At 54.6% G+C, this 14,966-nt stretch carries 12 protein-coding genes; 4 read left to right on the plus strand and 8 right to left on the minus strand.

The genetic code is table 11. From position 1 onward, the window contains the following. Positions 1-26: 26 nt before the first annotated feature. The 5 genes from ACLGLO_RS01320 to ACLGLO_RS01340 form a co-directional block, all read right to left on the minus strand. Positions 27-1,487 carry an NCS2 family permease gene (locus ACLGLO_RS01320; RefSeq protein WP_492128615.1) on the minus strand — a complete coding sequence of 487 codons (1,461 nt, stop codon included), beginning with the start codon at positions 1,485-1,487 and terminating at the stop codon, positions 27-29. Between the two features lie 230 nt (positions 1,488-1,717). Further along, positions 1,718-2,641, minus strand: a complete 924-nt coding sequence (gene pyrB, locus ACLGLO_RS01325) for an aspartate carbamoyltransferase (RefSeq protein ID WP_492128616.1) — start codon at positions 2,639-2,641, stop codon at positions 1,718-1,720. Beyond that, on the minus strand, positions 2,638-3,102 hold the full coding sequence (locus tag ACLGLO_RS01330) for a (2Fe-2S)-binding protein (protein WP_492129102.1): 465 nt from the start codon (positions 3,100-3,102) through the stop codon (positions 2,638-2,640). The genes pyrB and ACLGLO_RS01330 overlap by 4 nt, the downstream gene beginning before the upstream one ends. After that, positions 3,102-4,007, minus strand: coding sequence for an FAD binding domain-containing protein (locus ACLGLO_RS01335; protein WP_492128617.1), 906 nt, complete (start codon positions 4,005-4,007; stop codon positions 3,102-3,104). Before ACLGLO_RS01335 ends, ACLGLO_RS01330 begins: the two co-directional genes overlap by 1 nt. A 6-nt stretch (positions 4,008-4,013) precedes the next feature. Beyond that, the gene (locus tag ACLGLO_RS01340) at positions 4,014-6,383 is read right to left on the minus strand and encodes a xanthine dehydrogenase family protein molybdopterin-binding subunit (RefSeq protein WP_492128618.1); all 2,370 of its coding nucleotides are present in this window, start codon (positions 6,381-6,383) and stop codon (positions 4,014-4,016) included. A gap of 93 nt (positions 6,384-6,476) precedes the next feature. On the opposite strand from ACLGLO_RS01340, the gene allB reads away from it, so the two are divergent. After that, positions 6,477-7,844: an allantoinase AllB gene (gene allB / locus ACLGLO_RS01345; protein WP_492128619.1), complete on the plus strand. Its 1,368-nt coding sequence runs from the start codon at positions 6,477-6,479 to the stop codon at positions 7,842-7,844. Here allB and ACLGLO_RS01350 read toward each other — a convergent pair. From ACLGLO_RS01350 to ACLGLO_RS01360, 3 genes are read right to left on the minus strand one after another with little or no spacing between them, the layout of a single operon-like run. Further along, positions 7,813-8,277: a (2Fe-2S)-binding protein gene (locus tag ACLGLO_RS01350; RefSeq protein WP_492128620.1), complete on the minus strand. Its 465-nt coding sequence runs from the start codon at positions 8,275-8,277 to the stop codon at positions 7,813-7,815. The two genes, allB and ACLGLO_RS01350, sit on opposite strands and share 32 nt — an antisense overlap. Further along, positions 8,274-9,149 (minus strand): FAD binding domain-containing protein, encoded by an 876-nt coding sequence (locus ACLGLO_RS01355; RefSeq protein WP_492128621.1) that lies wholly within the window; start codon positions 9,147-9,149, stop codon positions 8,274-8,276. The genes ACLGLO_RS01350 and ACLGLO_RS01355 overlap by 4 nt, the downstream gene beginning before the upstream one ends. A 5-nt stretch (positions 9,150-9,154) precedes the next feature. Further along, positions 9,155-11,485 (minus strand): xanthine dehydrogenase family protein molybdopterin-binding subunit, encoded by a 2,331-nt coding sequence (locus ACLGLO_RS01360; protein WP_492128622.1) that lies wholly within the window; start codon positions 11,483-11,485, stop codon positions 9,155-9,157. Between the two features lie 195 nt (positions 11,486-11,680). Between ACLGLO_RS01360 and ACLGLO_RS01365 the strand changes: the two genes are divergently transcribed. From ACLGLO_RS01365 to prf1, 3 genes are all read left to right on the plus strand, one after another. Next, positions 11,681-12,400: an ATP-binding cassette domain-containing protein gene (locus ACLGLO_RS01365; RefSeq protein ID WP_492128623.1), complete on the plus strand. Its 720-nt coding sequence runs from the start codon at positions 11,681-11,683 to the stop codon at positions 12,398-12,400. Positions 12,401-12,402: 2 nt separating this feature from the next. Continuing rightward, on the plus strand, positions 12,403-13,485 hold the full coding sequence (locus tag ACLGLO_RS01370; protein ID WP_492128624.1) for a SufD family Fe-S cluster assembly protein: 1,083 nt from the start codon (positions 12,403-12,405) through the stop codon (positions 13,483-13,485). A 183-nt stretch (positions 13,486-13,668) separates the two neighbouring features. Further along, positions 13,669-14,763, plus strand: a complete 1,095-nt coding sequence (gene prf1 / locus ACLGLO_RS01375; protein WP_492128625.1) for a peptide chain release factor aRF-1 — start codon at positions 13,669-13,671, stop codon at positions 14,761-14,763. Positions 14,764-14,966 lie beyond the last annotated feature (203 nt).

The following is a 14,966-nucleotide window of genomic DNA, read 5'->3' on the forward strand; positions in this document are numbered from 1 at the left end:
GAGATAAAAAACTGCTTTGCTTGAGGTCAGAATCCCTTCGCAACCAGGATGAAGTATATCAGGAACAGGACAGCTATTGCAGCAACTCCAGGCTTGATTTCCCTCAGCTTCCCCGTCAGCAGCTTTATGAGCACATAGGTGATGAAGCCCAGCCCTATCCCTGTCGTGATGCTGTATGTGAAAGGTATCGATGTTATGGTTACGAATGCAGGGATGAGCTCGCTGTAGTCCTCGAGCTCAGTCAGCTTCCCAGCCATGGTCAGGAAGAGGAGCCCAACGAGCATGAGGACGCCCCCCGTAGCAAAAGACGGAATCGCTGTGAACAGCGGCGTCAGCCCGATGGAGAGGAAGAAGAGGAGTGATGCGACCAGAGCAGTGAGCCCCGTCCTACCCCCCTGCTCAATTCCCGAAGCGCTCTCTATATAGATCACAACCGTCGAAGTGCCGAAGAAGGGAGCGAGAATAGAGGAGAGAGCATCAGTTATCAGCGCCCTGCCTATTCCAACTATCTTCCCGTTCTCAACCAGCCTCGCCTTTGTCGCCAGCCCCGTGATGGTCCCGATGCCATCGAAGAAGTCTACGAGGAAGAGAGAGAAGGCTATCGGGAATCCAATGCCGAAGAGAGAGGCATACAAATAGAAGGATTTTGGGAGATTGTTGAGTATTGATGTCGTGAGAGTTGGGACAGTTACAAGCGATGGAGGGAGGGAGAGCATTCCGAAAGCCCCCGCCGCAATAGTTGAGGCGAGTATAGCTATGATGAACCCTCCTACCACTCTCTTCACGAGCAGGACCGATGCTATGAAGAAGCTCAGCATCCCAAGGTAGAAGGGAAGGGTCCTCAGCGCTTCAGTGTTGAATGCTATGGGAGTTCCCGCTCCTCCCCTCACTATCCCCACATCGGCGAACCCTATCAGAGTTATGAACAGGCCTATTCCTATCCCGATGCCGAGCTTGAGGGACTCTGGAACTGAATTTATGATAAATTCCCTGATCTTCCCCATGGAGAATATGAGGAAGAGTATGCCGTTGAAGAAGACAGAGACTAGAGCGAGGTAGATGGCGAGCTCCGCAGCCTCCACACCAGCAGCCCTCTCGCTCGAAAGGATGAGGTCTGCGAAGAGGGGGATTATCGTGTAGGCTACGAATGCGTTCTCTCCCATCCCCGGTGCCAGCGCGAAGGGGAGCTTGGCGTAGAGGGCCATTATCAGCGTCGCCACAGCTGCAGAGATAGCGGTCGCAGCAGTGAAGCCAAGCCTTATGCTGTAGAGGAGGCCCTGGTACTGATCGGGAATGGGGCTCGAGATTGGTATGCCGAGGGCTTGGCGGAGCGCTATCGAGAAGCCATCGGTGAGTATCGCTGGGTTCACGAAGAGGATGTAGGCCATGGAGAGGAAGGTGGTTATTCCAGCGATGACTTCGATCTTAGCTGTGCTTCCCCTCTTCTCTATCTCGAAGAACTCAGAGATCTTCTCAGAAAAGCTCACCTTGCTCACCCGAACAGAGATCATTAACTTGAGGTCAGCCTTCTAAATGATTTGCTGCCGAGGGGTAGGGAGAAACTCAATGGTGTGCCATTAAAATAATGAAGGATTCTGTCATCGAGGTGAGCGGTTCAGCATTGAGGATTTTTGTGAAGCGAGCCCTTTTCGAAATTGACATTCATTTGAAAAGGCATTTGAAAAGGCCAGCACAGCAAAAAAGAATGGAGGTATTGCTATAGGCCGAGTATTTCCTTGATTAGGGCTGCCCTGATGTACATTCCGTTCTTTGCCTGCTCGAAGTACTTTGCCTGCGGAAGCTGATCCACCTGCTGGGGGAGCTCCCAAACCCTCGGGAGGGGGTGCATTATGATTGGGATCTTCTTCATCTTCTTGAGGGCCGAGACCGTAACTATATAGCTTGAGCGAAGTCTCTCATATTCCGAGGGATCGCTGAACCTCTCCTTCTGCAGCCTCGTTACGTAAAGCACGTCCAGCTCTTCTTCGATGTCCTCGAGCCTCTCGACCTCTGCATACCAAAGCTTCCCCTCAATGTTCCTCTTCACTTCTTCCCTGAGCCTGAGCTCCTTCGGAGAGATGTAGTAGACGCGGACGTTTCTGTAGAAGGTCAGCATGTAGGAGAGGGAAGGGGCCGTCCTCCCATACTTCAAGTCCCCCATTATGCCTATCCTCAGCCCATCTATCTCTCTGAGCTCCCTCCATATCGTGTACAGGTCGAGGAGAGCTTGAGTTGGGTGCTCGTTTGTTCCATCGCCACCGTTTATTATTGGGGCCCTTATCTCATCCTTTATGCTGTGGGGGAAGAACGGCTTGCTCTGCCTCAGAACGATCGCATCTGGCTCATAGCCATCGATTATCCTCATGGTATCTACATCGCTCTCTCCCTTCTGAATGGAGCTGGTCTCTGGCTGGAAGTCTATGACGCTCCCTCCCAGCTTGAGCATGGCCATCTGGAAGCTCATCTTGGTCCTCGTGCTGGGCTCCAGAAACACCGTTGCGAGGATCTTCCCCTCGGCCAATCTGAGCTTCCCTTCTCTGAGCCTGCTCCTCAGCTCCTCCGCTTCCAGGAAAAGGTGCTCAATTGTTTCCCTATCGAAGTCGAAGGCAGAAAGAATGTCCTTGCCTCTCAGGTCCTTCATCTTACACCCCTCATTTCTTCTGCTGCTCTCTTCACTCCCTTAATAATGTTCACGTAGCCAGTGCAACGGCAGAGGTTGCCCCTGAGGAATTCCCTGATCTCTTCCTCACTGGGATCCCTCTTCTCCTGCAGGAGGCGGTAGGTCATGACAGTAAATCCAGGGGAGCAGTATCCGCACTGCACGGCTCCTTCCTCCGCAAAGGCCCTGGAGATGACTGATGAAGCCTTCTCCTCTATTCCCGCTGCGGTCACGACTTCCTTACCATCAGCGTCGACAGCCAGGGTAAGGCAGGAGAGCACGGGCTCTCCGTTCAGGAGGACAGTGCATGCGCCGCACTCTCCTATTCCGCAGGAGTACTTAGGAGCTTTAACTCCGAGCTTCTCCCTCAGAACGTTGAGCAGCAGCTCGTTCGGCTCTACTTCTGCGGAAACTTCCCTCCCATCCAGCCTGAACCTTATCATCAAGCTCCACCACCTCCGATTCTCGAATAAGCCATCTTCAGAGAATCTGCCACGAGAACGGGAGAAACTCTCCTCCTGTAGGAAGCAGTAGACCTTATATCATCTATCGGCGATATGTCCTGCTGAACCTTCCACGAAGCCTCCTCAACCAGAGCTTCGCTGAAGGGCCTGTTCAGCAGCTCAGCCTCAACGCTTGGAGAGCGGACCGGCCTCGGAGCTACAGATCCGAGAGCTATCCTCACGTCAGCTATTATTCCATCCTCGATCCTCAGGTAGGCCGCGGCGCTAGCTTTCGCCAGATCCATGGCCGTTCTGGCCAGCTTTATGAATGCCGAGGAGCTGCCCGGAGGAGGCTCGGGGATCTCTATTTCAACGAGCATCTCATCGGGCTTCAGAGCTGTTCTCCCTGGGGCAATGAAGAACTCCCTCAACGCTATCTCCCTCTCCCCCCTCACGCTCAGAGCCTTCACCTTCGCATCGTGGACGAGGAGGGGTGGGGCGGAGTCAGCGGCAGGCGATGCATTGCAGAGGTTCCCCGCTATGGTAGCCATGCTCCTGATCTGAACGCTCCCCATCTGGCGCACAGCATCCATAAGGGCGGGGATCTTCCCGGCTATGCTGGAAAACCTCTCCAGATCCCTCCACGTCGCGAGAGCCCCAATCCTTATAGATCCCTTCTCCTCGGTAATGTACCTGAGCGATTCTATCCTCTTTATGTTTATCACATGCTTCGGCTCGACCTGCCTTGCCTTCATCTTGACGAGGAGATCTGTTCCCCCTGCCAGTATCCTCGCATCCTCCCCCAGCTCGGATAGCAGCTCGAGGGCCTCCTCAACTGTCCTGGGCTCGTGGTAGACGAAGGTCACCGGGATTATCCTCGTGTTCATCCTGTTGAGGGTGCTCACAGCTCTTCACCTCCCCGAGAGAGCTTCGAGGATCCTCTCAGGCGTTATGGGCAGCGTGTAGAATCTTATCCCAATGGCGTTGTATATTGCGTTGGCCACGGCGCCGGCGACTGGATTGAGGGCAGCCTCTCCGAGCCCCTTGGCTCCGTAGGGGCCCGTGGGCTCATATGTGTTGGCGAAGATGACCCTGAAGTCATCGAGCTTCGGAGCGTCCTGGGATGTTGGGATCTTGTAGTCCACAACCATCCCCCTGTTCATGAGCTCCCCACTCTTCCTGTCGTAGAGAGTGTCCTCCAGGTAGGCCATACTCCAGCCCATCACGAAGCCTCCGTGGAGCTGCCCCTCAGCGAGCTTCGGATTTATGACTGTTCCGAGGTCTGCTCCTGCCACCACCCTCTTCGGCTTCACGGTTCCGGTGTACGTATCCACCTCGACCTCCACGAAGAACACCGTGAAGGTCGGGGGAGCAGAGGTCGCCCTGTAGCTTACAGTTGCAGCTATCGTCCCCCAGTTTCTCTGCCACGATGTCCTCGCAATCTCCGAAAGCGTCACCCTCATATCCTTCATTCCCTCGACATACACGACCGCCTGCTCGAGGGACTCATCGTACTTTATCTTGAAAGCTTCAGGATTCACGGCCCTCGAGAGGATCCTGGAGGCTGCTTCGAAGACCTTCGCTTTCACTATCTGGGCTGCCCTCCTCGCCGCTTCCCCTCCAACGTACGTCCCTCTTGAGGCATGGGTGCACACATCGTATGGAGTCGTGCTGGTGTCGGAGGGGACTATGTTTATGAGGTGGGGCGGAACGCCGAGCTCCTCCGCAATTATCTTCGCGTGGGCCTCGAGCGTCCCACCCCCATGATCCTGCAGAGCGGTTATGTAGTCGAGGCTCCCGTCCTCGTTGAGCTTCAGGGTTGCGCCCGTGTAGTCGATGACCTCTCCCGATATGGGGCCTCCGGCCCCCGAGGTGTGGAAGGACCTCCCGAAGCCGAGCCCCATCCTGTACCTCCCCTTCTTCAGGTGAGGAGGCTGCCTCCTCTCCCAACCTATGAGCTGCTTCCCCCTCTCGACCAGCTCCCTCACTCCATCTGATCTTATGATGCTCCTCACGGTCGGGCCCTGACCCCAGAACACGTCTCCGAGGCCGACGTAGTTCTTCAGCTTTAGATCCAGGGGATCCATGCCGAGCTCCTCAGCAAGCTCGTCCATTATCGATTCCACAGCCCACGAGATCTGGGGAGCCCCGTAACCCCTGAAGGCGCAGGATGGAGTCTTGTTCGTGTATACAGCCTTCCCCTCGTATCTTATGTTCCTCCACTTGTAGAGGGAGACGAACCACCCCAGCGCTGTGCCGAGGAGGGGGTAAGCTTGGACTTGGTGGGCTCCAATATCCATTATGTTCACAAGCTCTCCGAAGGTGAGCTCTCCGCTCCTTTTAGCCCCTACCCTGAGCTTCAGGTGCATCTCGTAGTCAGCATGGTCGTACATGTCCTCCTCTCTCGTGAGGGAGATCTTGACGGGCTTCCTAGCTTTCAGGCAGAGGGCCACGGATATTAGGGTAACGAGGTTGGTCTGTATGCTTGAGCCGAACGAGCCTCCTATGGGGATCCTCTTCACGGATATCCTGCTGAGCGGAATCCCGAAGACCTGGCCTATGAGGATCCTGGTATTGTGTATTGTCTGCGTAGTAGTGTACACGCTCAGCCTTCCATCCGGCTCCGGAATGCATAGGGAGACCTTCGGCTCGAGCTGGAAGTGGTACCTCCTGTTCGTCTTGTAGGTCCTCTCCAGAACTACGTCGGACTCCCTCTCTGCCCTTTCGACATCCCCTTCAGAGTATCTCATCTCAGCCCCAACATTGTTCTTCACCTGGACTTCCTCCTCCCCCTTCAGGATCCTCTCCCTCACTGCCGGAGCCTGAGCACCCATGGACTCGAAGGCATCGAGGACTGGAGGATAGATCCTCCTGAACTTGAATTTGATCGATTCCGCAGCCCTCTGGGCGAGCTCCTCTGAAGGAGCTGCAACCGCAGCAACGGGGTCGCCGAGGTACCTGGGGGAGAATGTGAGAACGCTCCAGTCCTTGAACGTCACTTCGTTCACGCTGACCAGCCTTATGTTGAACGGCCTGCTCGGCACATCGAGAGGAGTCAGGACAACAGCCCCCATGGACTCAGCTGCTTTTGCGTCTATCTCCTCAATGTCGGCGAAGGGATAGGGGCTGTAGACTATCCTCCCATAAAGCATTCCTGGAACATATATGTCAGATGCGAACTCAAGAAATCCTCTCGCTTTGCTCTCCGCATCCCTCCTGGGGATGTCCTTCCCAATGAAGGTATAACGCCTTTCAGCTTCGGTCATTTCCAACAGACCCAAGGAATTCTATTGAAAAGTCTATTTATTTAAATTTTAATAATATTGATTTATCATAAAATAACTGAATACTGATCATGAGGAGTTGAGAGCAATATGAATCTCCTTATAAGGGGGGGACACATCGTTACCCCAGAAGGAATATTCGACGGAGACATCCTAATCATCGATGGAAAAGTGCATAGCATCGGAAGATCCCTCCCCAGGAGCTGGGCGGAGGAAGTGCTGGATGCTGAGGGGAAGCTCGTCTTCCCTGGAGCAGTTGACGAGCACGTCCACATGAGGGAGCCCGGCCTCGAGTACAAGGACGACTTCGATCACGGGACAGCAGCGGCTGCTGCAGGAGGTGTTACAACGGTCATAGAGATGCCTAACACGATCCCCCCTGTCGACTCAGGAGAGAGGGTAAGAGAGAAGGGGGAGCTCCTAAGCAGGAAGGCAAATGTTGACTTTGCTCTCTATGGACTGCTGACAGACCAGAGCCTGAACAGGATGGAGGAGATGCTGAAGGAGGGGGCAGTCGGCTTCAAAGCTTTCATGGGACCAACCACAGGAAATCTCCCCCCTCCGAGCAACCCAGCTATCTACAGAGCTCTCGAGCTTTCGAGGAAGCTGGACTTCACCGTCGTTTTCCACGCTGAGGACGACCAGCTCGTGAACATGTTTGTTGAGAAGGTGAAGTCCTCGGGGAGGAGGGATGCTGCTGCCCACCTCCTCTCGAGACCTCCAGTGACCGAGGAGATGGCTGTCATGAAGGTCTTCCTGATCGCAAGGGAAACGGGAGGGAGGGCGCATATAGCTCACATATCTTCGAAGGACGTGCTCAAATATCTCAGGATGGCCAGAGAGGAGGGGGTGAGCCTGACAGGAGAGACGTGCCCCCACTACCTGTACTTCGACAGCTCCCACTATCAAGAATACGGCAGCAGCATTAAGGTCAACCCGCCGATCAGAGAAAAGGAGCACAGGCTGGCTCTGCTGAGCTCCCTGAGGAGCGGGACCATCTACTCAATAGGCTCAGACCACGCTCCCCACTCGCCCGAGGAGAAGTCGCCTGATAAGGACATCTGGGATGTTGCAGCGGGATTCGTTGGCGTTCAGACCCTCTTCATTTCAATGCTGAACTTAGCGCTTTCAGGACAAATAGAGCTGAAGGACGTCCCCAGGCTCATATCGAGGAATCCAGCTAAGCTGTTCGGCCTCTGGCCGAAGAAGGGGGAGCTGATGCCGGGGAGCGATGGAGACGTGGTCATAGTAGATCCGGCGGCGGAAACGGTGATAAGCAGGGAGTCACTCATAACCAAGAGCCCGCTTACCCCATTCATAGGAATGAAGATGAAGGGGAAGGTGGAAGCAGTTGTGCTGAGGGGCGAGATAATAGCAAGAAGCGGAGAGGTGGAGAAAAAAAGAAGCGGGGTGTGGCTGCGCAGATCTACTTCAGTTCAGCAACAGATGCCTTCTTGATCGCCTCAACTATTTTCTTGTAACCTGTGCACCTGCACAGGTTCCCTTCAATGGCCTTTTTTATTTCGCCTTCAGACGGCTTCGGATTGGCTTTGAGCAGCGCATACGCAGTAGTTATGAAGCCCGGGGAGCAGAAGCCGCACTGAACAGCACCTTCCTTCGAGAAGCTCTCCGCCAGCTTCCTGCCAAGCTCCTCCCTGGAGATCCCCTCTATTGTCTCGATCTCGCTGCCCTCAACCTGGACCGTGAGGATGCTGCAGGAGTAGACAGGCCTGCCGTCCAGGAGAACAGTGCAGGTTCCGCACTCAGCCCTCTCGCACCCCCTCTTCACTCCTCTGACTCCAAGCTTAAGCCTGAGCGTGTCGAGCAGAATTTCGTTGGGCTCGGCATCGACTTCCACTGGGGTGCCGTTCAGCTTGAATGAGACCTTCACGCGCGATCACCTCCAAAGTGCTTGAGCGAGCTGAGGAGGCCCTCCTTCAGAAGAGCCTTAGAAACCCTCATTCTGTACTCAGCTGAAGCCCTCACATCGGTGATGGGGGAGATGTCCTCTTCGAGCAGCTCCACTGCTCTGCTCACATTCCTTTCTTCCGCGCTCTTTCCTATGAGCTCCCTCTCAACTGTGGATGCCCTGATGGGCTTCGGGGCAACTGAACCCATAGCTATCCTCACATCCGAGAATGTGCCGTCTTCAATTTTCACAGCAAGGGCTATGGAGACCACGGAAAGAGTGAAGGCGTTCCTCCTCCCGAGCTTGTAGTACCAGTGGTAGTAGCCATCTAGCTGCGGGAGCTCGATCTCCTCAAGGAGCTCGCTGCTGGACAGCATAGTCTTCCTCGGGCCAAGGAAGAACTCCCGCAGCGGAACCTTCCTGCTCCCCGAGGAAGATGTCAGCTTTACTACGGCATCGTGGACGAGGAGGGGTGGGGCGGAGTCAGCGGCGGGCGAGGCATTGCAGAGGTTCCCCGCTATGGTTGCAACATTCCTTATCTGCCAGGAAGCCATCTCGGTCAAGGCAGAGCTGAGGAGGGGCGCCTTTTCCCTAACTATGATGTTGTCCAGCAGCTCCTGCAGCCTCGATCCACCTCCTATTCTCATCCGATCGCCTTCCAATCTCACATAGCGGATCTCTCTAAGCCTGGAAATGTCCAGAACCTTCTTGGGGGACTGCCTCCCGATCTTCATGTCTATCAGGAGATCGGTTCCTCCAGCGAGCAGCTTCCAGTCCCCTTCTCTGAGAATCTCGAGCGCTTCTTTCATGCTTCCAGCTCTAGCATACTCGAATTTGGGGATTCTGTAGAACATTGGGATCACCTCTCCTCCAGCAGCTTGAGGACCTTCTCCGGAGTTATGGGGAGCTCCGTCACCCTCCTCCCTATGGCTTGGGATACCGCATTTGCTATGGAGGCCGGCGCCGGTATAAGGGCCATCTCTCCGACTCCCTTCGCTCCGAGGGGACCGTACTTGAACCTGTCCTCGATGAATATGGGATCCTCGATCTGGGGAGCATCGAGGGAGGTGGGTATGACGTAGTCTGTGAGGTCTCTGTTGATTATTTCTCCCCTCTCGCTGAACTTCAGCTCCTCCGTGAGTGCTAAGCCCATGCCCTGAACATATCCCCCCTCTACCTGCCCCTCGACCTGCACGGGGTTTATGATCTTTCCAGCAGAGATCGCTGGGTAAACCCTCAGGACGCTGACCTTTCCCGTGAGGGTGTCGACTTCGACCTCGCTGATGATAGCCATGTAGCTGTAGGAAATGTAGGCGAAGCCCTGCCCGAGCTCATCGTTGAACTTCCCCTTGGGGAGGAAGAAGTAGCCAGTTGCGGAGGTGCTCACTCCGCTCTCGTATGCCTTTTTCACGAGGTCCTTCCAGGCTATGCTCTTGGAGGGATCCTTTTTAGATCTGGCGACGCCGTCTACTATTGCTATGTCCTCCGGATCCGTCCCGAGGATCTTCGCTGCGAGGGCGTTGAGCCTCTCCCTCAGCTCGATCGAAGCCGCATATATCCCTATCGCCCCAACTCCCGTTCCTCTCGATGCGTGGGTTGCTCCAGTGTCCGGGGCATCGGTCGTGCCGAAGTAAACATGAACCATATCGAGAGGAGCCCCGAGCACCTCCGCAACTATCTGCCTGTGGGAAGAAGAGGGGGAGCCCTGCCCGATCTCTACGATGCCCACAAGGACCGAAACGGAACCGTCTGGCTCGATCTTCACTGTCCCTGCTGACCAGTCGGGCACACCTCGAGATGTGCTTATCCCATGCCATATGACGCCGAGGCCGATCCCCTTCCTGAACCTCCCGCTCTGTGAAGAGTAGAGCCTCCTCTTCTCCCTCCAGGCAGCCTTTTCGGCAACAGCCTCTAGAGCCCCCTTGACGCCTACGGAGGAATCAAGCGTCTGCCCAGTCATCGTTGTGGCCCCAGGAGTAAGGACGTTCTTGAGCCTGATCTCCAGGGGATCCATCCCGAGCTTCTCAGCTAGAATATCCATCTGGCTCTCTGCAGCGAACTGAACTGAGGGGTTGCCGAAGCCCCTGAAGGAGCCCTGGTAGACTTTGTTCGTATACACGCAGTATCCGTCGACCTTCGCATTTGGAACGAAGTATGGTCCGGATGCGTGCATTGTGGCCCTCCACAGAATGAAAGGCCCCCTATTAGCGTAAGCGCCGGTATCGTGGACTATTTCGACCTCTATAGCTTTCAGATTCCCTTCGGAATCGGCCCCGCTCTTGTACTTTATCACAGTCGCCTCCCTCTTCGGGTGCACTGAAAAGCTCTCCTCCCTTGAGTACTCAATGAACGCCGGCTTTCCGGTGAGGAAAGCAGCAAGTGCCGCCTTGGCCGAGGTGAGGGGGCCCTCATCGTCCTTTCCGCCAAAGCCTCCCCCCAAGTAGGGGACAACTACCCTAATGTGGCTCGCCGGAATGCCCAGGACTCTCGAAACGATCCTCTGCGTGAGGTGCGGATGCTGTGATGGTGAGAGGATAGTAAGCTTCCCCTCGAGACCGGGTATGGCTATGGCCGCTTCGGTCTCTAGATAGACATGATCCTGATGGGAGGTCCGGTAAACGTTTTCAACGACCACATGGGATTCGGAAAAGCCCTTCTCCACGTCTCCCTTCCTGACCCTGGTCCTGAAAGCTATGTTTGAACCCGTTTCATCGTGAACGAGGACATCCGTCCTCCTCATGGCCTCGAGGGGGTCGAAGATGTGGGGGAGCGGCTCGTATTCGACCTTTATCAGATCCGCTGCCTCCATCGCAGAGTCGATGTCCCTCGCTACGACGAGGGACACGATCTCTCCCGCATATCTGACCTTCCTATGTGCCAAGAGGGGCTGATCGGGGAGGGAGTAGCCTACTTGGTTCTCTCCCGGTATGTCTCTGGCCGTAATGTTGAGGAGAAAGCCTCTGACCCTCTTCGCTTCAGAGTCATCAATGGACAGAATTCTAGCGTGAGGATGCCTGCTGATCACCTGCTTTACGAAGAGCATGTCGCTCATGTAGAAGTCCTCGATGAATTTCGCCCTGCCCAGTGCCTTCTCCAGAGTGTCGGCCCTCTCTACCCTCTTTCCAACAACATAGAAATCTTTGGCATTGAGCCATTTGTCCATAAGCTTTTCAAATTCGGTAGAAGACAAGCTGCTCCACCTTCATTCAATCAAATCACAATATTATTCTAATTTTATTTAAATCTATTTTTCCATTTTTTCTGAGATTATTGAAAATGTTCATGTGCTTCTCATGCTTCTCCTCCTCGCTGCCAGGGATTTATTATGCTGTGTGAGGACTCTTTGATTGTGGGCCTTTGATCCTCTGCTCATCAGGTGGCCGCCTTGACAAGGAAGGTCCTCGAGGTAACTGGGCTGACTGTAGCAGTTGAGGGTAAAGTAGTAGCGAGAGACGTGAGCATGGAGATAGAGGAGGGGGAAATTACAGTCCTCCTGGGACCGAATGGGAGCGGGAAGACCTCTCTCCTAAGGGCAATAATGGGGCTCCCCAGCTATAAGGTGCTTGGCGGGAAGATATATCTTGACTCGAAAGAAATAACTCACCTCCTGCCTTGGGAGAGATCGAAGCTTGGTCTTGCTCTCGCGCACCAGATCCCCCCACCCTTGCCGATTAAGATGAGGGTTCTCCTCGAAAAGCTCTCCGAGATCCACGGCTCTAGGGATTTCTTCGGAGATGCTGTTAACACAACTCTGATCTCGTACCTTCTGGAGAGAAACGCTTTCGATGGGTTCAGCGGGGGGGAGTCGAAGAGGGCAGAGCTGGCGACTGTAGCCCTCTCGAAGCCTAAGGTCGCCCTCCTCGATGAGCCCGACAGCGGGGTTGACATAGACTCGATCAGAAGAATAGCTAAGCTGATTAACCAGATGGCCGAGAATGGGGTGGGGATCCTGCTCGTAACCCATGCGGGCGCGATGGCCAGGTACTTGAAGAGCTTGGGGAAGGGGTACGTAATGATCAACGGCAGGCTTTCTCTGGGCGAGGATGCGAGGAAGATGCTGAAGAGCGTCCTCAACAGAGGGTATGGAATTTTGGGGGCTGAGTGAACATGGATCCTCAGAAAGAAGGTCTGAGGGATGCTCTCGAGAAGGCGAAGAGCCTTGGGCTGAGCGTTGAAGAGGGAGGCGGAGTTGTCCTCAACGAGTCCCTCCTCTTCAGAAGGCTGTCCAGGGAGCTCGAGGAGATGGGAGTAGTCTACATGGAAATACATGAGGCCGCGAAGAGCTATCCTGATATATTCGAGAGGTATGCGTTCAAGACGGTCAGGGGGGACCTGAAGCAGGTAGACAGTGGCATATTCCTCTACGTCCCGAAGGGGGTTAAGGTAAGCAAGCCAATCTTCAACTGCTTTGTCCTGGGGAACAGGGGAATCGTGCAGAAGGTCTACAACCTCACAGTCATAGAGAGCAACGCCGAGGCCATCGGAGCTTCAGGATGCTTCACTCTTGTAAACGAGGCAGTGCACTCGAGCCTGGAAGAAATACACATAGGCTCCAATGCGAAGTACACCAAAGTGATGCTGCACAACTGGCTCCCCCTCGTCGGCGTTTCAGCCTTCACATCGGTCAGTGTGGGAGATGGAGGAAAGTACCACGACGTCTATATCAACTACTCTGAAGCAAAATCGATCTCGTTCACGACGCAGATAATCCAGGAAGGCGATAGCTCTTCCTCAAGGACCGAACAGATCGTTGCAGGAAGGGGCAGTAGCTCGCTGAAGTACAGCATGGAAGTGCACCTGCTGGGAAAGTCTTCTTCCTCGATCCTCCTCTCAAGGCTGCTGTCCAGGGAGAGGAGCAGAATTGAGTCGAGGGCGAAGATCGTGGCTAAGGGGGAAAGGGCGAAGGGGCATATAGAGTGCAAGGGGATGATCTTGGGAGGAGAAGGCGAGATAAAGACTGTGCCTGAGCTCAGCTCCCTCACGGAGGATGCCGAGCTGACCCATGAGGCGAGCATAGGAAAGATCAGGAGAGAGGAAATCGAGTATCTGGAAACCAAGGGGTTCTCTGAGGAAGAGGCTGTATCTCTCCTGATAAGAGGATTTCTGGATACGGGCTTCGAAGGGGTACCCGAAACCATAAGGAAGTCCATTGACCCCATAATTGAAAAGCTGAGCAGAGCAAAAGGCTAGATGGGAGCGGCGACCCTTTTTACATCAAAACAACAGAGTTCAGAAAAAAGCTTCCTTGAGAGTGGAGTCGAAGGGCAGAGCTGAGCTTAGTCCTCCGAATAGGATAACAATTATTAGGAATCAGGTTCATCTCTCCAATTGGAAAAGACATGCAGAGAAGCGAGAAGGCGAAGTGAGGTCGGGATGAGCTATCAGGTCACCAAGGAGCAGCTGAAGATGATCATAAAGGAGCTGAAGCAGTGGAAGGCTCCAGCTACGACCCTCCTTTCACTGTACATCCCTCCCGGAAGGCCGGTGAGCGACGTTGTCAACATGCTTAGAACGGAGCTGAGCATAACGGACAACATAAAGCTGAAGAGGACGAAGGATGCTGTGCAGACGTCTTTAAGCATGGCGATAGACAGGCTGGGCAATATCAACAAGATACCGGAGAACGGGCTCGTCCTCTTCTGCGGAGTGAACTCCGATACCGGGAAGCAGATATGCATGATGTTCTCGCCTCCCGAGCCCGTGAAGGTCTACTACTACAGAACCGATAAGTGGTTCCACACGGAGTTCCTGGAGGACATGATATCAGAGAAGAGCTACCATGGTCTCATCATAATCGAGAGGGATGAGGCAACGATCGGGCTACTGAAGGGAACGACCATAGAGCTGCTGGACAACTTCATGAGCTACATACCGGGCAAGCACACTAAGGGAGGGCAGAGCCAGAGGAGGTTCGACAGGATAATAGAGCAGATGGTTGAGGACTTCTACAAGACAGTGGCAGAGAGGGCCAAGCAGCTCTTCGAGCCCCTGCTGCTCGAGGGAAAGCTCAAGGGGATCCTCATTGGAGGCCCTGGATACAGCAAGCAGGACTTCGTCAGCGGCGAGTACCTCGACAAGAGGCTCAGGGATCTAGTAATAGACAAGCTGATAGATGTGGGCTATCAGAATGAGGCGGGGCTGAGGGAGCTCGTCATAAAGGCCTCCGATGTACTGCAGGATCACAGGTACTCCGACGCTTTCAAGCGTGTTGAGGAGCTGAAGGCTCACATGGCGAAGGCTGATGGTCTGGCTGTATTCGGATACGATGAGGTCAAGCAGGCGGCGGAGATGGGTGCGCTCCAGCACCTCCTCGTTGTCGAAGACCATCCTCTGATAGATGAGCTGGAGGCCCTGGCGAAGAGATCGGGAGCTGAGCTGGTGGTCGTCCCCCTCAACTCTCCAGAGGGGGAGTGGCTCCAGGAGTCATTCGACGGGATAGCTGGAATACTTCGGTACAAGATCTTCTGAGATCCATTTCTTCTCAAGCGGAATCAGGAGTCGTTAACAGTTGAGATATAAACTCGCTCCAGTGACGGGCAGTGCCCAGAGGAGCAGTGGGAGCCGAGAACTTAGTTGGGAAGTACCTCATAGATATGAGCCGCGTGCCGTTGGGCTCGAAGGGTGCCCATGACCTCCATGCGGAGTGGCCTAAGATCTGCGATGACCTAGAA

Source organism: Fervidicoccus sp. SLHALR4 (assembly GCF_058692745.1).